This window comes from Longimicrobium sp., assembly GCA_036387335.1.
Classification (GTDB): Bacteria; Gemmatimonadota; Gemmatimonadetes; order Longimicrobiales; family Longimicrobiaceae; genus Longimicrobium.
This window is the reverse complement of sequence record DASVTZ010000186.1, coordinates 1-17,900: the sequence shown is the minus strand read 5'-3', so window position 1 is coordinate 17,900 and position 17,900 is coordinate 1. Positions and strand designations below refer to the sequence as shown.

The window sequence follows — 17,900 nt, the reverse complement described above, 5'->3', positions numbered from 1 at the left end:
TCTCCTGGGTGAAGGTTCACGATACAAGCTACCCCGGGGCCGGCGCCAGGGTTCCGCACGGGGTACGGCCGTTGCGTGGGGGAGAACGCTCACGGACGGCCGCTCCGGACGTTCACCGCGGATCTCACGAAGGACCAATCAGATGGCCGATCCCGGGATCGCGCGGGCCCGCTACCAGGGGCTGGTGGCGGCGCGCCGCTGGACCCACGACCCCGCCCGCCCCACGGCGGACTTTTCCCTCGCCGTGGGCGACCGCATCGGCGAGCTCACCGTGATCGGGCACCTGGCGCGCGGCAGGATGACGGAGCTGTACCAGGTGTGGAGCAATCGCCACTGGTGCGCCCTCACCGGCAAGGTGGTGCACCCCGAGTTCGCGGGGGCGAAGGCGCCGGCCTCCTTTCGCAACGAGGCGCGCGTCCTCCACCGGTTGCGCCACCCCAACATCGTGCAGCTCTTCGGGAGCGGGGTGGCGGAGGGGAGGTCGTACCTGCTGATGGAGTACCTGGCGGGCCCCTCGCTCTTCGATGTCCTGGAGGCGATGCCCAAGCGCCGCCTTCACGTGCCCGACGCCATCCGCGCGGTGATGAACGTGGGCGCCGCCGTGCACTACCTCCACCGCTGCGGCTACCTGTACCGCGACCTGAAGCCGGCCAACATCCACCTGCGCGAAGGGGTGCCGGTGCTGCTGGACTTCGACGTGGTGCGTCCCATCAAGCTCACCAGCCGCCCCACGGACCGGCTGGGGACGGCGCCGTACATGGCCCCGGAGCAGGTGAGGCAGGAGCCGCTCTCCCCCGCCACCGACGTGTACGGGCTGGGGGCGCTTCTCTACGAGCTGCTGACGGGGCGCTGGCCCAACGAGGAGCCGGAGGAGGACGACGAGGACTTCTGGGACGAGGACGAAGATTGGGAGGAGCCGGCCGCGAGCAAGGCGGCGCCGAACCCGGACGACACGCCGCGCGCGCTCACCACGCGCGAGCTGGAGTCGCGCTACCCGCAGATCTGCCAGGCGCCGGTCTCGCCGCGCCAGCACAACCCGCAGATCCCGGCCGAGCTGGAGGGGATGATCTTGCGCGCGCTGGACTCCGATCCCCGCGCCCGCTTCCAGACCATCTCCGGTATGCTAGCGGCTCTCGCCCCGATGCTCAAGGGCCGCAACCGCTTGTGGCCGGAGGAAGCGCCCATCGAGAGAAGGGCGGATACGCAGTCGCGCTAGGGGCGGCGGGCCCCCTCCCCCGCTCGTTCCTCGCGGCCCCTCCCCCAAAACAACCTGGGGGAGGGGCGCACGCGTGCATCCCTGCGCGTCGCGTGGTTCGGCGCGGGGGAGGGCACGGGCAGCCACGCAGGGCTGCCCCTACGGGTGTTGGGTACGCAAGGGCGGGGATTGGGACAGGGCAGAGGAGGGCAGACACGCAGGTCTGCCCCTACCGGATCTGCGCTGCGGGGAATGCAGTTCTCCCCCTCACCCGCCCTGCGCCCCCGCAGGCGGGGGAGGGGGCCGGGGGGAGGGGGCCTTTCGGCGCCCGCTTAGGTGCGAATCTTCCGCGCCTCCACGATGAGCGACTTGTGAATGCCGAGGGCGGCGCGGGCGCCCTCGGAGGCGGCGCGGATGACGAGGCGGGAGCCGGGGACGATGTCGCCCGCCGCGTAGACGCCGGGGACGCTCGTCTGGAACTCCTTGTCCACGTCAAGGATACCCTCCAGGGCGCCGTCTTCGTCGAGCTTGCAGCCAAGGTCGGCGGCGAGCGGGGATGCGGCGCCGCTGGCGATGTGGAAGAAGAGCGCCTCGATCTCTTCCGGCGGGCCCTCGTGGAAGATGGCACGCTGGACCTGCTTGCCCTCGCCTTCGAGCCGGATGACGGCCTCGCGGCGGATGGGGATGTCGTGCTCCGCCAGCGCTTCGAGCGCCTCGCTGCTCATGTCGGCGGCGTGGCTGTCGGTGAGGAGGACGATGTCGCGCGTCCAGGTCATGATGTACATGCAGAACTTGGCGATCCCCTCGCCCCATCCCATGACGGCGATGCGCTTGCCGACCACTTCGGGTCCGTCGCAGTCGGGGCAGTGCCAGATGCTCTGGCCGTAGAAGTCCGTCAGCCCCGGCGTTTCGGGGACGATGTCCTTGAGGCCGGTGGCCAGGAGGATGCGGCGGGCCTGGACGGTGGCGCCGCCGGAGAGGGTGACGGTGAAGTCATCTTTTTCGCCCTCGATGCTCTCCACGCAGCCGTGCCCGAACTCGGCGCCGGCGCCGCGCGCCTGCTCCTGTCCGATGCGGCGCAGCTCGGCTGGCGTGGGGTCCGAGACGCCGAAGTAGCCGTGCACGCCGTAGGTGACGGCGTTGCGCCCGTCGCCGGCGTCGACGATGCGCACGCGGCGCTGGTAGCGCGCCAGCCACTGCCCCGCCATCAGCCCCGCGGGGCCGCCTCCCACCACGATCACGTCGTACTTCTGTTCGTCGGCCATCCCCAGCCCTTGCATGCGGGTGTCGAAAAAGGAGGGCCCGATGCGTGCAAGCGGTGGGCCCGGCGGGCAGCACAGATGTTTTCCCTCGGCGCGGAGCGGGCGGTGATCCAGGCGGTGGTGTTCGACTTCGACGGGACCATCCTCGACAGCGAGAGCCACGTGTACGGCGTGGCGCGCGACCTCTTCGCCGAGCACGGTGCGGTGCTGCCGCTGGAGGTGTGGGCGGACTGCGTGGGGCGCGAGTCGGGGTACTTCGATCCGATCGGCTACCTCGAGGAGTGCACGGGGAGGAAGCACGACCGGGATGCGTTGAACCGCCTGCGCCGCGAGCGCTTCTTCGAGCGCATCCGCGAGGTCGGCCCGCTCCCGGGCGTGGAGGATGCGCTTGCCGCCGCACACTTGCAGGGGCTGCGGCTGGGGATCGCGTCCAGCGGGTCGCGCGTGTGGGTGGAGGGGCAGCTCGAGCGCCTGGGACTGCGCCGCTACTTCGACTGCGTCCGCACCGCCGACGATGTGGAGCGCGTGAAGCCGGAGCCGGACCTGTACCTGAGCGCACTGGAGTGCCTGGGCGTGGACGCATCGCGCGCGGTCGCCATCGAGGACTCGCCGAACGGTGCGTTGGCCGCGCGCCGCGCGGGGATGTATTGTGTCGTCGTCCCCAACCCCGTGACCGCCGCCCTCGCCTTCGGAGACCACTCGCTGCGGCTGGAATCGCTGGCGGGCGTGGAGTTGGGGGAGCTGCTGGAGAGGGTGGTGAAGGGAAGTGCGTGAGTGCGTTAGTGCGTGAGTGCGTTGAATACTGGAGGCAGGGTATCGGGCAGGGCGTTACCGCCCTCTATCAGCCCATCCCCCATTTTGTCATCCTGCGACGCGCTGCGCAGAACTTGCACGGCCACCGAACTCTGGCGCGGAGCGAAGGATCTACTGCGCGTGGCGAGGGGACCGTGGTACGGCGCCGTCCTCCTGCCTCGCCGGCTAGATCCTTTGGTCGCCGCAGGGAGTACGGGGCGCGTTGCGGGCGTTGGAGTCGGCGGCTCCCTCAGGATGACAAAATGGGGGTGCACGCAACCACTGGCGTGCTGTTCAGGACTTAGCACTTAGCACTGAGGACTTAGGACTATACGCACTCACGCACTAACGCACTTTCTTCTTCTTCCTGGAGACCATCCGTGACCCGTACATCCCGTTCTTTCGCCGTCATGCTCGCGGTCGCCATTGCGGGGGCGGCGCAGGCGCAGGTGCAGGTTCCGAACAGGCCCGCCACGCGCGACCCGGCGGCGCGGCCGGGGCAGACGGTGAGCGCGCCGGACAACGGAGTGGCGGGGGAGGACGCGCGCATCCGGCAGATCGTGGCGGGGGTGTCGGCGCAGCGGATCGAGGCCGACATCCGGCGGTTGGCGGCGTTCGGGACGCGGCACACGATGAGCGACACCGTCTCGCAGACGCGCGGGATCGGGGCGGCGCGCAGGTGGCTGTACGCGGAGTTCCAGAGGATCTCGCGGGAGTGCGGCGGATGCCTGGAGGTGCGCTACGTGGGCGAGGTGATCCCCGCCAATCCACAGAGCCGCGTCCGCGTGCCCACCAACGTGGTCGACGTGGTCGCCATCCAGCGCGGGCAGACCGATCCCAACCGCCACGTGCTGATCACCGGGCACTACGACTCGCGCGTCAACGACGTGATGGACGCCACCAGCGAGGCACCCGGCGCCAACGACGACGCGTCGGGAGTCGCGGCGGCGCTGGAGGCGGCGCGCGTCCTGTCGAAGCACCGGTTCGACGGGACGATCGTGTACGGAGCGCTGGCCGGCGAGGAGCAGGGGCTGCTGGGCGGCGAGATCCTTTCTCGCTTCGCGAAGGCCAACGGGTGGCGGATCGCGGGGGTGCTCAACAACGACATCATCGGCAACACCCGCGGGCAGACGGGGGCGACCGGCAACACGACGGCGCGCGTCTTCGGCCCCGGCATCGCGCCGGACGCGCCGGCGACGGAGCTGCGGCGCTACCTGTACAGCGGCGGCGAGCTGGACACGCCCTCGCGGCAGCTGGCGCGGTACGTGGACCGGGTGGCGGACCAGTACGTCAACGACCTGGACGTGCAGATGATCTACCGCCTGGACCGCTTTGGCCGCGGCGGCGACCATACGCCCTTCTTTCTGGCGGGCTACCCCGCCGTGCGCATCACCGAGACGTTCGAGGACTACACGCGCCAGCACCAGAACGTCCGCGTGGAGAACGGCATCCGCTACGGCGACACGCCGGACATGGTGGACTACCCGTACGTCGCCAAGATGACCGCGCTCAACGCCGCGTCCCTCGCCTCGCTGGCCTGGGCCCCCGCGGCGCCGGACTCGGTGACGGTGGCGGGCGGCGTGTCGCCTAACACGGTGCTGCGCTGGAAGGCGGTGGACGCGCCGGACCTGGCGGGCTACCGCGTGTACTGGCGCGAGCCCACGGAGGCCACCTGGACGCGCTCCCGCTGGGTCGGCAACGTCACCGAGGCGACGCTGGAGAACGTCATCATCGACAACTACTTCTTCGGCGTGGTGGCGGTGGACCGCGAGGGGCACGAGAGCATCGCGGTGTACCCGATGCCCGGCAGGTAGCGTGCGTGCGGAGTGCACGCGGCCGTCCCCGAGCGGGACGGCTCGATTCCGGACGTCTGGTGGCGGCGCGTGCCGAGCTATCCTTCGAAGTGATCGACGGCTGGCGCACGGTAAGGCTGTGGCGGGCCGGCAGCATCGTTCGCCGCTTCCGCCGCAGCTTGGCGAAGTAGTGGTCCACGCTTCGCGTGAGCGCGGCCGCTGAGTGCCCCCACAGCTCGCGCAGGAGCTCAAACCCCCTCCCCGTGGGCCAGCACCTGCGGGACTGTCTTGCCGCCCGCCAATCTTAGCACGAGCCTGGGAAGGACCTCCGGCCTGGCGCTGGCGATCAGGAATTAGCACCGATCGGATCCGCGGGTAGACGCCCGGCTGTGGCGAAGGGTCGAGCCGCGAGGCGGCGATTTCAGTGCGTCGATATTACAGGACGGTGTGCCCGGCCCCGGCGCCGGAGAAGCGGCAGAGATGCGATCGAAGGGCTCGGGCCGGTGACCCCGGGACTTTGTTGCTTTTCTCTCCATGTCACAGAAGCCGCCCGCCACGGATCGAAGTACCAGATCGATCCGCTCGCGAGAGCGGCGGCCCGCGTAGAGGCGATCTGATCACGGAGTAGCGGGCCTCTCCGGGGGGCGCTTCCCGGTTTCTCCGCCTGTTGGGGAAAGCTGCAGAACACCGTTGTCGAGCCGGCGCCCTGCCGCCGAGCTGGGTCGCTCCGACTCAGCTTTGAGCCGGCGGGGTAATGCCCAATTCACCTTTAGGTCCTGAATGGGAGGGATGTAACATGCCAGCGATAAGTACATCCGGATGCCGCATCGCTCGCGTGACCGCGGTGCTCTTTCTGGTAGTGGGAGCCAGCGTTCTGGGAAGCCCTTCCGGAAGCGCGCAGAGATCACCGCTTCGCTCCGGTGCCGCGACCGCCCCCGCTCCGACGTCCGATTCGGCGCTCGTGCAGGCTGCAGCCGTGGCGGCCCGGGTCGCGACACGAGCAGGAGAGGCCTGGCCGGGGTTCTGGCCTGTGGACCAGGCGTTTATCCTCACCCGGTATCCAGACGCTGCGCTTCTGGTCTCGTCCACTCCCCCACCCCCCGGCTATACGCCGCTGAGCGGCGAGGCCGCTCCGGAAGAGTTGCGCGCGAGGGGATATCTCTATCTCGGGATGCCAGCAGGACTCGAACAGAGCAGGGGGTTCCATATCGCCTTCCCCGTGAATGGCAGGCGTGTCACCGCGGTCCCGCTCCAGCCAACGCTGTTCAAAACGCTCGACCTCCTCTATCACGAGTCTTTCCACCTGTTCCAGATCGAGCGTTTCGCCCGAGTCCCCGGCGAGCCGCGGGGCGAGTTCGGGAAACCCCTGGTCGATTCGGTCCACATCGCCCCTCTGGAGTTCACCGCGAAGGTGGAAGTGGAGAGGCGGATCCTGTCTGCCGCGCTCGCGAGCTCGCGAGCGGATTCGCTGCGCTCCCTTCTGCACCTGTACCTGGCCACGCGCCGAGCGCGGAGCGACGGACTGGCCGATGTGCAGGCCGTCGAGAGGATGATGGAGCGCCAGGAGGGCACCGCACGTTACGTAGGCCTGTCCGCTGCGTCCACGGCGACGGGGGCGGGGCGCGACACTGTCGTCGCGTTTCTGCGCCGCGAACTCGCGAGGCCTCTGGAAGAGTTCTCCCGCGGCCCCGAGACTGACGCGCGGCTGATGCGTCACCGGTTGTACGCAACGGGAGCCTCCCTAGGGGTGGTGCTGGACCGTCTCGGAATCCCATGGCGCGACCGCGTGCAACGGGGAGAGTACCTGGACGCGATCCTCGCAAGGGCACTAGCCTTCGACCCCCGCCGCACGCGTGTCCTCTCGCGCGCCGCGCTCGTGCGCTTCGGCAACGCGGACGTCGTCGGGAGGGAGCGGGCGATTCCGCGCTGAGGCGCATCGGGGATCGCACGGGGATGCCGATTTCGGCGCGCACAGCTCCGGTGGAGGAGCCACGTGCCTGCAGTAGTTCGAGGAACTTCGCCTGCGTCAGCGACCGCCCGCTGGCTCCAGCTCTGGAACTAAGGAAAACCGCCGGACATCGGCCTATAAGCCGGCTGGACTGTGTCGAGGGCGAGCCCCACTCCCGCCTGATCGGCCCCGTGTCACAGGAACCACCCGCAGCGGATCAGATGTGCATATCGACTCACCGCGGAGCGGAACTCCGAGGCCGGCAGGCATGAGAGGCCCGGACGACCGACATCCCGGGGACGCCGAGACCGCCCGGCGGATCGCAGACGGAGACCGGGTGGCGCTGGCGACCGTCTACCGCGCCCACCACACCCGCATTTTCGGGACGCTGTACCGGCTGCTGGGCGACGCTGCCGCGGCGGCCGACGTGACTCACGACGCCTTTGTGCGAGCGTGGGAGAGTGCCGCTTACTTCCGGGGCGAGGCGGGGCTGGGCACCTGGATTACGAGAATCGGGATCAACTTAGCGCTCAAGCAGCTGCGCCGCGAGCGATGGATGACCGGTTTCCAGCAAGACGAGACGGCCGGTCCGGCGGCGGTCCGACCCGTGTCGTTGGATGCGTTGGAGCTGGACCGTGCCATCCGGGCGCTTCCAGAGGCGCTGCGCAGTGTGCTGGTGCTTCATGCTGTGGAGGGGTACTCGCATCCGGAAGTCGCGGAGCTCCTGGGGATCTCTGAGGCCGCGTGCCGTCAGCGCCTTCACCGCGCACGGATGCGGCTGGCCGGAACGCTGGCGGAGGAAGATTGATGAGCGAGCCACAGGGATGCTCGGACTTTGACGAGCTCGCGCCTGCCCGCTACCAGGCGGGCGACATGGTCTCGGACGAGCGCGCGGTATATGCCGAGCACCTCGACGAGTGCGGCGCGTGCCGCGACGCGGTTGGCCGGCAGCGGCGCCTCGACGCCCTTCTGCTCATGCTCCCGCAGTACGAGACACCGTCTCGCAAGGAGCGCTGGGTGCCGTCCCGCAGGCGCTGGGCCGCCGTGGCACTGGCGATCGCTGCGGCGGCCGTCCTCCTCCTGGTGTTCCCGGGGCGCAGGAGCCCAGGCGGGTGGACGGTGGGCGAAGCGGTGGCCGCCGATGCGGTCCTCGCCCGCGCCATCGCGGAGCCCGGCGTACGGGCCGGCGCGGTGCGGCCGGAGGTGCCCTGGCTCGGGTTCGTCGGCTGCGCCGACTGGATCGTTCCACCGGGGGATGGGATCTATCTGTGTGCGCTGGCTCCGCGTGGCCCGCTCGGGAGTGCGGGCGCGCGTGCAGGCGACGTCCTGGTGTCGGTGGAAGGACGCCCCGTGCGCCGCACGGAGGAGATGTACATCGCCTTCGGCGGGCGCGACGTAGGCGAACGGGTGAGAGTTGCGTTCCGCTCTGGCAAGGCTGTGCGCGTGGCGGTAGTTGAGCTGGCGGAGCGCCGTCTCGGCCCTCGCCATCCCTTCGACCTGGAGTGGAGCCCAGCGCTCCGCGCATCTCTGAACCGGGTGCCGCCAGGTGGGGTGGACGTGCTGGCGGTGTTCGAGAACCTACCCGATTCTGTGACGGCCCGGCTCGGGATCACGTCGGGAGTGCGCGTGGCGCTCGAGCCCACCCGCGAGCAGTCCGAGCGTTCGCTGCTGGCGCCGCTACCCTACCTGTTCGGCCGCGGCGGCCTGCGCGCCGGCGACATTATCACCGCCGTGAACGGGGGGCCCGTGGGCGACTCTTGGATCATCCCCGCGCTCATGAAGATGCAGCACGGGCCGTTCGAGATGTCGGTGCTCCGCGGAGGCGAGTCGCTCCGCCTCCGCTTCATCCCTCCCCCTGAATTTCCACGGAAACCGTGACCCCCTCCGGCGCCGTCTGCGCTCTCCTTCACCCCCCGGGACCCGCACCCGCCGCTGCACTGGCCGGACACGGCGGATGCCGCGCTGGTGCGTATGACCGCCACCCTGAACCGCTCGGCGGTGCGGGTGGGGCGCGTGTGGCCCGGCTTCTGGGGCACGGACCAGGCTTTCCTCCTCGTCAACCCCGCCGGACGCGCCCTCCGGTGACGCAGCGTATCCCCTCGCACAGGTACGTTCGCTCCGCCGGAGCGGGGCTTTAGTTCGGACTGGCGAGCCTGCTCTACCGCTTTGCCGGGTACCCTCCCGGCCTGGGGCCGAACCGCTTCTCGACGGCCTACGACCTCGGCGGCGACACCATCCACGCGGTGGAGGCGAAAGGGACGAGCGGCTTCGACCGCCTCAACTTCTATTTCCACGAGGCGTTCCACGGCTACCAGAGGCGCCGCTTCGCCCCATCGCGCGACCGCGACCCCAGGGCGCGCTTCTGGGACCAACTGGTGGACTCCGCGGTCTTGACGGCACCGGAGTTCATCGCGACGGCCGAGGCGGAACGGCGCGCGCTCGTAGCCGCGCTCCATGCCGCCTCGCCGGACAGGGTGCGCTCGCTGGCGCGGGCGTACCTCGCGCTTCGAGAGCGGCGCACGGCCGCCCGTCCGCCGGTACGCGCCGTTGAGCGCAGCATGGCGCGGATGGAGGGGACCGCGACGCTGGTGGGTTACGGGGCCGCCACGAGGCCATGGGCGACCCGCCTGCGACGCGCGCCGCCGCCTGCGCGCGGAGCGAGCTCATCCGCGCCCTGTCCGACCACGGCGACTTTCCGGAGGCGGATGCGCGGCTGATGAGTGGCGCCTGTACGGGACCGGGGCCGCCCTAGGAGTGCTGCTCGACCGCGTTTCGCGGGATTGGCGCCCGCGGGTTGACGCGGCGAGTACCTAGACGTCATCCTGGCCGCGCGTGTGGGCTTCACACATGCCTGACTAGCCGCGTCTGACGGACCTGAGGCCCCGGCCCCGGCCAGGGTCTTAGCGATTGGTCACGTGCTTCGCCGCAGCACACGGATCGGGCGTCTGCGCGATTAATGGTGTGCCCGCGGCGACAAGGGTGAGGACGGGTGCCAGAGTTCTGACAAGGCTCATGGTTCCCGCGAGTGGCTGGGGTTCGGAAACGGGCTGGCGCCGCCCGTGACCAGAAGGGTAACCCGCGTCCCCGGCTCGGGGGCGCTGGTTTGTAGGAGTCGGTAAGGAACTGCGGGTACGCGCGTGACGCTCGGTGCGGGGAGACCCTTGTAGGAACGGCGGCGCGCCGCCATCTTCCAAATCGTGTCGGTTCCGGCCCCTCGGTGTCGCGTGCGCGGGGCGGTGAATCGAACGTGCAACGCGCCGGCTCGTCCGGGCCGGCGCGGCCTCCCCCCGTTCCACGCAGCCCCGGAGAACCTTCATGCGCCACCTCGCAGTCCTGTCCACCCTCGCCGCGCTATCGCTGGCCGCCTGCTCCGGCAGCGACGCGCCGCTCGCGCCCTCCGCCGGTTCCAGCCGCATCGTCAACGGCGCGCCCACGGGCAACGCCTATCCGTCGGTGGGCGCGCTCCTCTTCGACTACAACGGCAACGGAGTGGACGGCAACGACCAGTGGTGCACCGGCAGCCTGGTGTCGCCCACGGTGTTCGTGACGGCGGCGCACTGCGTCATCACGCCGTACACGCCGCCGGGGTCGCAGTTCTACGTGTCGTTCTCGCCGGACCTGTTCGGCAAGGGATTCCGCGCCATCGCCGCGACCGGCTACAAGGCCGACCCGCAGTACGGGCACGACCAGGCGAACCTGCACGACCTGGCGGTGATCTTTCTGCCGGCCGCCGCCACGCGCGGGATGACGCCGCTCAAGCTCCCCACCGCCGGCTACCTGGATGCGCTGGCGGCGAAGGGCAGCCTGAGCAAGCAGCTTTTCGTGAACGTGGGGTACGGCGTGTCGGCCACGCGCACGGGCGTTCCGGGCTTCTCGTTCGACGGTAAGCGCAGCTATTCGCGGTCCGAGTTCATGGGCCTGCAGCCGACCTGGCTCGGCCTGCTGATGAACACCAGCGCCACCGGCGAGGGCGGCGACTGCTACGGCGACTCGGGCGGCCCCAAGTTCATCGACGGCGACCCCACCACCATCGTCGCCACCGTCACTACCGGCGACTACAACTGCCGCGCGACCACCTGGGACTGGCGTCTGGACACGCCCGAAGCGCGCGCGTTCCTGGCGCCCTTCGTCAAGCTTCCCTGACGCACCCCGCCTGACGGACCGAGGCCGGCCACCCGCTTGGGTGGCCGGCCTTTTTTTAACTGCATGGCCTCACGCGGAGACGCGGAGACGCAGAGAGAACTTCGCGTCCTCTCCCCGCGGCTCCGCGTCTCCGCGTGAGACTGCTGTTGGGGTTGACATAGGGGGTGGGGGTACCTATTATGGATACGGGCAGGGGGTATATCGAAACGAACGGAGGGAACGATGGAACGGGTGACGATCGAGATCGGGGGGATGAGCTGCGGGCACTGCGTGAGGGCGGTGGAGCAGGCGCTCGGCGGCATAGATGGGGTGAAGGTCGAGGAAGTGAAGATCGGGGGCGCGACCGTGGAGTATGATCCCGCGGTGGCGAGTCCGGAGCGGATCGGCGCGGCCATCGAGGAAGAAGGATACCAGGCCCGCGTGGCCGGGAGGTGATCATGGATGCCAGCGAATGGGCGGTGATCTTTGGCGGCGCGGCCGCCATCGCGTGGGTCACTGGTACTTCTTCGTGGCGGGGCGCTCGCCGGCGCACGCCGCGGTCGGGGCGGTGGCGGGCGGACGGCAGGAGGTGACGGTGGTGGTGCAGGGGGGCTACTCGCCCGCGCACGTGCGGGTGAAGGCGGGTGCGCCCGTGCGGCTGCTCTTCGACCGGCAGGAGACGTCGGGGTGCTCGGAAGAGGTGGTGATCCCCGATTTCGGGATCAGGCGCTTCCTTCCCGCCAACCAGCAGACGCCCGTCGAGTTCACGCCCGAGCGCGCCGGGAGCTACGAGTTCACCTGCGGCATGGGAATGCTCCGCGGGCGCATCACGGTGGAAGAACAGGAGGGGTGAGATGCACACCCATGTATCGCCGGAGCGGGAGACGGCGCGCGAAAAGGTCACCATCCCCGTGAGCGGGATGACGTGCGCCGCCTGCTCCGGCCGCGTGCAGCGGGCGCTGGAGAAGCAGCCGGGGGTGCAGCAGGCCGCCGTCAACCTGATGCTCCGCAACGCGACGGTCGACTTCGATCCCGCTTCGACGTCTGCGGACGCGCTGGTGGATGCGATCCGGGCGACCGGGTATGGTGCCGAGCTGGCGCATCCGGATCGCTCCGCGTTCGACGAGCAGGAGGCGCAGGACCGCGCGCACGACGATGAGTTCCGCGAGCTGCGGGTGAAGGCCGGTGTCAGCTTCGCCGTGGCGATGCTCTCGATGCTCGTCGCCATGCCGCTGATGGCGGTGGGGGAGCACGGGCACGGCGCCACCGTCGATCCCTTCATGCGCTGGGCGATGGAGTGGCTGAGCCCCCCGCTGCGATCCGCGCTTCCGTGGCTTTACGCGATCCCGCGCGCGGTGCTGGCGTGGGGGCTGCTCGTGGCCACCGTAGCGGTGATGGCGTGGGCGGGCCGGCACTTCTACACGCGCGCCTGGGCCGCCTTCCGCCACCATTCCGCCGACATGAACACGCTGGTGGCGGTGGGGACGGGCGCGGCGTTCGTGTACTCGGTGGCCGCGACGGTGGCGCCGGGCTTCTTTCTGAGCCGCGGCGTGCAGCCGGACGTGTACTACGAGGCGGTGGTGTTCATCATCGCCCTGATCCTGGCCGGCAACGCGATGGAGGCCCGCGCCAAGCGCCAGACCTCCGCCGCCCTGCGCGCGCTCGCCGAGCTCCAGCCGAAGACCGCGCGCGTCCTGCGCGGCGACGCGGAGATCGACGTCCCCGTCGAGGACGTGCGGCACGGCGACACCGTGGTCGTGCGCCCCGGCGAGCGCATCCCGGTGGACGGCGAGGTCGTGTCCGGGGGGAGCGCGGTGGACGAGTCGATGCTCACCGGCGAGTCGATGCCGGTGCAGAAAGGCACGGGCGACCGGGTGATCGGCGGCACCATCAACCGCACGGGCGCCTTCCAGTACCGCGCCACCACCCTCGGCGCGGACAGCGTGCTGGCGCGCATCGTCAAGCTGATGCGCGACGCGCAGGGCTCGCGGGCGCCCATCCAGCGCCTGGCCGATCGCATCAGCGCCGTCTTCGTCCCGGTCGTCCTCTCCATCGCCATCGCCACCTTTGTGGCGTGGTTCGTGGTGGCCGACGTGGCGCCAGGGGTGCGCGCATTCGCGGCCGCGGTGGCGGTGCTGATCATCGCCTGCCCCTGCGCCATGGGGCTCGCCGTGCCGACCGCGGTGATGGTGAGCACGGGCAAGGGCGCCGAGTACGGTGTGCTGATCAAGGGCGGCGAGGCGCTCCAGCGCGCCGGCGACCTGACCACCGTCGTGCTGGACAAGACGGGCACCGTCACCGAGGGGCGCCCGACGGTCACCGAGATGGCGCTGGCTGCCGGCGGCGTGGTCGCATCGGAAGACGAGCTCCTGCGCCTGGTCGCATCGCTGGAGACGCGCTCGGAGCACCCGCTGGCGGACGCCATCGTGACGCGCGCAAAGGATGCGGGCCTCGCGCTCGCCGCGCCCGATGCGTTCGAATCGGTGACGGGGCGCGGCGCGGTCGGGGTGGTGGAGGGGCGGGCGGTCGCGGTGGGGAACGCGCTGCTGATGTCCGACTATGCCATCGTCATCGACCCGCTCCAGGGCGACGCCGCGCGGCTCGCGACCGAGGGGAAGACGCCGATGTTCGTGGCGGTGGACGGGCGGCTGGCGGGGCTGGTGGCCGTCTCCGATCCCATCAAGGAGAGCTCGCGCGCCGCGGTGCGGCGGCTCCATGCGATGGGCCTTGAGGTGGTGATGCTGACCGGCGACAACCGCCACACGGCCGAGGCGGTCGCGCGCGAGGCGGGGATCGACCGCGTCGTCGCCGAGGTGCTTCCTGAGGGGAAGGTGGCGGAGATCGAGCGGCTGCAGGGGGCCGGCAGGGTGGTGGCGATGGTGGGCGATGGCATCAACGACGCGCCCGCCCTGGCCCGCGCCGATGTGGGGATCGCGATCGGCACCGGCACGGACATCGCCGCCGAGGCCGCGGACGTGGTGCTGATGCGCGGCGACCTCGACGGCGTCGCCGCCGCCATCCACCTCTCGCGCCGCACGATGCGCACGATGAAGCAGAACCTCTTCTGGGCCTTCATCTACAACGTCGTGGGGATCCCGGTCGCGGCCGGCGTGCTGTACCCGGCGTTCGGGCTGCTGCTCTCCCCGATTCTGGCGAGCGCCGCGATGGCGTTCAGCTCGGTGAGCGTGGTGGCGAACAGCCTGCGGCTGCGGCGGGTGCGGCTGGGTTAGGCCCCGGCGGTTGAAACCGCTGCAACAACGGCGGGAAACCTGCCTTCGCAGGTTGCGGGGGCGCGGGGGATCGAGCACCGGGGGGATGAACAGCACCGGGGGAACAGCACCGGGGGATGAACGGCACCGGGGGATAAATCCCCCGGCTGGAACTACGCGAAGACCGCTGAAGCGGTCTCGGGCGCTGTGGAGATCGGCGCGGCGACAAAGTAGGAAGTACGGGACAGATGCACGCTAAACGCCCCTCCCCCAGCAGTTTGGGGGAGGGGCAGCGAGGAACGAGCGGGGAGGGGGCCCGCCGCACTCACGCACTAACGCACTCACGCACTGAGGTCCAATGCCGGCCAGCACGAACGACGACCGCCCCGCCGCCTGCGCGTGCGGGGTGGCGCATGGGGAGGAGGACGGGGAGCGGAAAGCCCTCGCGGTGGACGCCGGGATCAAGGAGCGCAACCTCAAGCGGCTGCGGCGCATCGAGGGGCAGGTCCGCGGGCTCCAGAAGATGGTGGAGGAGGACCGCTACTGCGCCGACGTCATGACGCAGATCTCGTCGGTGCACGAGGCGCTGCGCGGGGTGGGACGCGAGCTGATGCGCAACCACCTCAAGCACTGCGCCGCCGCCGCCATCACGGGCAGCGACGGCGCGGCGGCCGATTCCATGTACGACGAGCTCGTGGACATGATGTACAAGCACGCCCGCTGATCACCCCGCGCGCGCCCTCCCGGGGAAGGCGTGGGCGCCGCGCTCTATCCACCCCGCCGCCTCGGCCGCGGTGACCGGCTCGGAGAAGAGGAAGCCCTGCCCGTGCTCGCAGTCCAGCCGGCGCAGGGCGCTCTGCTGCTCGGCGGTCTCCACGCCCTCGGCGGTGACGCTGAGGCCCAGCGTGCGGGCCAGCGACACCACGCTGCGCACGATGGCGCGGTCCGACGCGGACTGGCCGACGCGCTGCACGAACGAGCGGTCGATCTTGAGCACGTCGAAGGGGAGCTGCCGCAGGTACGAGAGCGACGAGTAGCCGGTGCCGAAGTCGTCCAGAGCCAGGCGAACGCCTCCCTCGCGCAGGGCGGTGAGGGTGGCGGCGGCGGCTTCGGCGTCCTCCACCATCGAAGTCTCCGTGACCTCCACCATCAGCCGCCCCGAGCCCACGCCGAACTCGCGCAGCACCGCGCGCGTGTGCTCCGCCACGTCCGGGCGCACCACGTGGCGGCCCGAGAAGTTGACGCTCAGCGACACGGGAAGGGCCACCGGGTAGAGCGACGTCCACTCGCGAAGCTGGCGGGCGGCGGCGCGCAGCACCCAGCGGTCGATGTCCACGATCAGGTCGCTCCGCTCGGCGACGGGCAGGAAGGCCTGCGGGCCCAGCAGACCCCGCACCGGGTGATCCCAGCGGACCAGCGCCTCGAAGCCTGACAGCCGCCCGTCACGCAGGGAGATGATGGGCTGGAAGCGGAGCGCGAGCTCGTCGTGGTCCAGCGCGCGGCGCAGGTCCGACTCCATGGCGCCGACGGCCGAGTCGTGCGTGCGGAGGGTCGTATCGCCCGCTCCGTAGTGGCCGGGGCCCAGCGCCTTTGCCCGGTACATGGCGCGGTCGGCGCTGGCGAGCAGGTCCTCCGGCTCCTCGCACTCGGAGCTGAGGGCGATGCCGATACTCGCGGACGGGTGGATCTGGACCGAGCCCGCAGTGGTGGCGGCGGCAAGGGTGCGCTGGATTCGGTGCACCACGGGCACCACCTCCGCCTGGCGCCCCGTGCCGCGCACCAGGACGCCGAACTCGTCGCCGCCCACGCGGCCCACGATGTCGGTGGGCCGCACGCATGCCAGCAGCCGCTGGCCGATGGTGGAGAGGAGCGCGTCGCCGGCGGCGTGGCCGTGGCGGTCGTTCACGGCCTTGAAGCGGTCCAGGTCGATGAAGAGGAGGGTGAACTCATCGCCCGTGCCCCGCTCGCGCGCGGCGCAGGCCAGCCGCAGGCGGTGCAGGAAGCTCGCGCGGTCCAGCGTGCCGGTGAGCGCGTCGCGGCTCTCGGCGACGGGTTGCTCGGCTTCTTCCGACGTGTGCGCGGTCAGGTCCTCGCACCAGGTGACCAGGCCCACGGGGCGCGCCGCCTCGTCCACGATGGGGTCGGAGCAGAGGCGGACGGGGAAGCGCGTGCCGTCGCTGCGCACGTTGGTGCGCTCGCGCGTCCAGCGTGGCAGGCGGCGCGCGGCGTTGCCGCCGTCGAAGCTCCACAGCTCCGGCGGCGCCAGCGAGCGCGCCTCCCGCCCGTACAGGTCCTCCACCTTGTAGCCGTGCATGCGCGCTTCGGCCGGGTTGGCGTAGACGATCCGCCCCCGCTCGTCCGCGATGGTGACGCCCACCTGCGCCGTCCGCAGCGCACCCTCCAGCAGCCTCACGCGATGCTCGGCGCGCTTGCGTGCGGCGGCTTCTTCCTCGCGAGCAGTCTCGGCCGCGGCCGCTTCCGCCATGCACACCAGCGCGATCCGCTCCGGCCCCGACCACCCCTTGCCGCCGAGCGCGATCAGGCAGCCGAGCGGCTCTTCGCGCACGCAGCACACCGGCACCAGTGCGACGGTGGCCGCCGAGCCCGGCTCGGCGCGCGGGAGCGGGACGTAGCGCGCGGCGTCGGTCGCGACCGCCTCGTTCGCCAGCGGGCGCAGCTCGCCCAGGGCGCGGGTGAGGACGGCCTGCTCCGGTGCGTCCGGCACGCCGTGGAAGCCGATCTCGGCGTTCGCGGGCACGAAGACGGCCGCGGTCGCGCCCAGGCGGCGGACCGCGCCCGACAGCAGGTCGCGGATTGCGGGGGGAAAGGTCTGCGGGCCGGGTGCGGCCAGCTCGTCGCCGGTGGCGAACGGCGTCCGCGGGCTCATCGGACGGCCCCGGGCCTGGGGGTGCGGGCCGCGCGCGCGGGCGGCCTGGCCGGGGAGAGGGAGCGCGTACCGCTGGTGCGCATTTTCGTGACCTGTTCGGCGGCTCGACTGGCGTGGCCGCTGGTGCGGCGGTAGCCTCGTAGCTTTGCGTCGCCGGCTTTCGCCGGGTTTGCCGTTTGTCGTAGGCGCCCGGGTGCGCTGCTCTCCCGGGCCGGACATGCGTTTACCGCAACATGAGTCAGGGTGCACGACCGCGCAAGCGTGCTCGGCGGCACCCCTCCATCAGCATGGACGGGCAAGGGGCGTGCCCGGTCACATGGTGGGGCGGGACAGGGAAATGGTGGGGGGACCGGCGGTTGAAACCGCTGCAACAACCGCGGGAAACCTGCCTTCGCAGGTTGGGGGGCGGGTCGGCGGGAAGGGGGGCGCCGGGGCCGGGTCGCCGGGGGCTAAAGCCCCCGGCTGGAACTACGCGAAGGCGGCTGAAGCCGGCTCGAGAGGCGCGCATTCGCACCCGTTGGTCACCCTGAGCGACGCGCGGCTCCGGCCTGGCCCGGTCCGGGATCTTCGGCGCGGAGCGAAGGATCTACTGCGCGTGGCGGGGGGCTTGTCGTCGGTGGCTGGATCCTTGGCGCGCCGCAGCAGGCCGGCCGGTGGGGCGGGCTCGCTCAGGATGACCGCGGGCGGGCTTT

Annotated in this window: 14 protein-coding genes and 1 riboswitch; of the genes, 12 read left to right on the top strand and 2 right to left on the bottom strand. The window is 70.9% G+C overall.

Annotated features, from left to right (window positions below):
- Nucleotides 1-142: 142 nt before the first annotated feature.
- Nucleotides 143-1,216, top strand: coding sequence for a serine/threonine-protein kinase (locus VF647_18535; protein HEX8454091.1), 1,074 nt, complete (start codon nucleotides 143-145; stop codon nucleotides 1,214-1,216).
- 311 nt (nucleotides 1,217-1,527) lie between these two features.
- Here the strand turns inward: VF647_18535 and VF647_18530 are convergent, their stop codons facing one another.
- Nucleotides 1,528-2,460: an NAD(P)/FAD-dependent oxidoreductase gene (locus VF647_18530; protein ID HEX8454090.1), complete on the bottom strand. Its 933-nt coding sequence runs from the start codon at nucleotides 2,458-2,460 to the stop codon at nucleotides 1,528-1,530.
- Between the two features lie 75 nt (nucleotides 2,461-2,535).
- Here VF647_18530 and VF647_18525 point away from each other — a divergent pair, with 75 nt between their 5' ends.
- From VF647_18525 to VF647_18475, 11 genes are all read left to right on the top strand, one after another.
- Complete coding sequence (locus VF647_18525) at nucleotides 2,536-3,231, top strand: HAD family hydrolase (protein HEX8454089.1); 696 nt, start codon at nucleotides 2,536-2,538, stop codon at nucleotides 3,229-3,231.
- Nucleotides 3,232-3,629: 398 nt separating this feature from the next.
- Nucleotides 3,630-5,063, top strand: a complete 1,434-nt coding sequence (locus VF647_18520) for a M28 family metallopeptidase (protein HEX8454088.1) — start codon at nucleotides 3,630-3,632, stop codon at nucleotides 5,061-5,063.
- An 814-nt stretch (nucleotides 5,064-5,877) separates the two neighbouring features.
- Nucleotides 5,878-6,972: a hypothetical protein gene (locus VF647_18515; protein HEX8454087.1), complete on the top strand. Its 1,095-nt coding sequence runs from the start codon at nucleotides 5,878-5,880 to the stop codon at nucleotides 6,970-6,972.
- Nucleotides 6,973-7,327: 355 nt separating this feature from the next.
- The gene (locus tag VF647_18510) at nucleotides 7,328-7,798 is read left to right on the top strand and encodes an RNA polymerase sigma factor (protein ID HEX8454086.1); all 471 of its coding nucleotides are present in this window, start codon (nucleotides 7,328-7,330) and stop codon (nucleotides 7,796-7,798) included.
- A complete protein-coding gene (locus tag VF647_18505; GenBank protein ID HEX8454085.1) occupies nucleotides 7,798-8,868 on the top strand; it encodes a hypothetical protein in 1,071 nt (356 codons plus the stop codon). Before VF647_18510 ends, VF647_18505 begins: the two co-directional genes overlap by 1 nt.
- A gap of 365 nt (nucleotides 8,869-9,233) precedes the next feature.
- On the top strand, nucleotides 9,234-9,707 hold the full coding sequence (locus VF647_18500) for a hypothetical protein (GenBank protein HEX8454084.1): 474 nt from the start codon (nucleotides 9,234-9,236) through the stop codon (nucleotides 9,705-9,707).
- A gap of 598 nt (nucleotides 9,708-10,305) precedes the next feature.
- On the top strand, nucleotides 10,306-11,133 hold the full coding sequence (locus tag VF647_18495; protein ID HEX8454083.1) for a trypsin-like serine protease: 828 nt from the start codon (nucleotides 10,306-10,308) through the stop codon (nucleotides 11,131-11,133).
- A 222-nt stretch (nucleotides 11,134-11,355) separates the two neighbouring features.
- Nucleotides 11,356-11,568: a cation transporter gene (locus tag VF647_18490; protein HEX8454082.1), complete on the top strand. Its 213-nt coding sequence runs from the start codon at nucleotides 11,356-11,358 to the stop codon at nucleotides 11,566-11,568.
- A 16-nt stretch (nucleotides 11,569-11,584) separates the two neighbouring features.
- Entirely contained in the window at nucleotides 11,585-11,965 is a 381-nt protein-coding gene (locus tag VF647_18485; protein HEX8454081.1) for a cupredoxin domain-containing protein, read from the top strand.
- A gap of 1 nt (nucleotide 11,966) precedes the next feature.
- The gene (locus VF647_18480; protein ID HEX8454080.1) at nucleotides 11,967-14,342 is read left to right on the top strand and encodes a heavy metal translocating P-type ATPase; all 2,376 of its coding nucleotides are present in this window, start codon (nucleotides 11,967-11,969) and stop codon (nucleotides 14,340-14,342) included.
- A gap of 337 nt (nucleotides 14,343-14,679) precedes the next feature.
- Entirely contained in the window at nucleotides 14,680-15,045 is a 366-nt protein-coding gene (locus VF647_18475; GenBank protein ID HEX8454079.1) for a metal-sensitive transcriptional regulator, read from the top strand.
- On the opposite strand, the gene VF647_18470 is transcribed toward VF647_18475, so the two are convergent.
- Entirely contained in the window at nucleotides 15,046-17,208 is a 2,163-nt protein-coding gene (locus tag VF647_18470) for an EAL domain-containing protein (protein HEX8454078.1), read from the bottom strand.
- A 95-nt stretch (nucleotides 17,209-17,303) separates the two neighbouring features.
- Nucleotides 17,304-17,392: riboswitch (cyclic di-GMP riboswitch) on the bottom strand.
- Between the last annotated feature and the right edge of the window lie 508 nt (nucleotides 17,393-17,900).

Coding starts and splice junctions, on each gene's coding strand:
- VF647_18530 (HEX8454090.1), bottom strand. CDS start 2,460: ATGGCCGACGAACAGAAGTACGACGTGATCGTGGTGGGAGGCGGCCCC.
- VF647_18480 (HEX8454080.1), top strand. CDS start 11,967: ATGCACACCCATGTATCGCCGGAGCGGGAGACGGCGCGCGAAAAGGTC.
- VF647_18535 (HEX8454091.1), top strand. CDS start 143: ATGGCCGATCCCGGGATCGCGCGGGCCCGCTACCAGGGGCTGGTGGCG.
- VF647_18475 (HEX8454079.1), top strand. CDS start 14,680: ATGCCGGCCAGCACGAACGACGACCGCCCCGCCGCCTGCGCGTGCGGG.
- VF647_18490 (HEX8454082.1), top strand. CDS start 11,356: ATGGAACGGGTGACGATCGAGATCGGGGGGATGAGCTGCGGGCACTGC.
- VF647_18485 (HEX8454081.1), top strand. CDS start 11,585: ATGGGCGGTGATCTTTGGCGGCGCGGCCGCCATCGCGTGGGTCACTGG.
- VF647_18525 (HEX8454089.1), top strand. CDS start 2,536: ATGTTTTCCCTCGGCGCGGAGCGGGCGGTGATCCAGGCGGTGGTGTTC.
- VF647_18505 (HEX8454085.1), top strand. CDS start 7,798: ATGAGCGAGCCACAGGGATGCTCGGACTTTGACGAGCTCGCGCCTGCC.
- VF647_18470 (HEX8454078.1), bottom strand. CDS start 17,208: ATGAGCCCGCGGACGCCGTTCGCCACCGGCGACGAGCTGGCCGCACCC.
- VF647_18495 (HEX8454083.1), top strand. CDS start 10,306: ATGCGCCACCTCGCAGTCCTGTCCACCCTCGCCGCGCTATCGCTGGCC.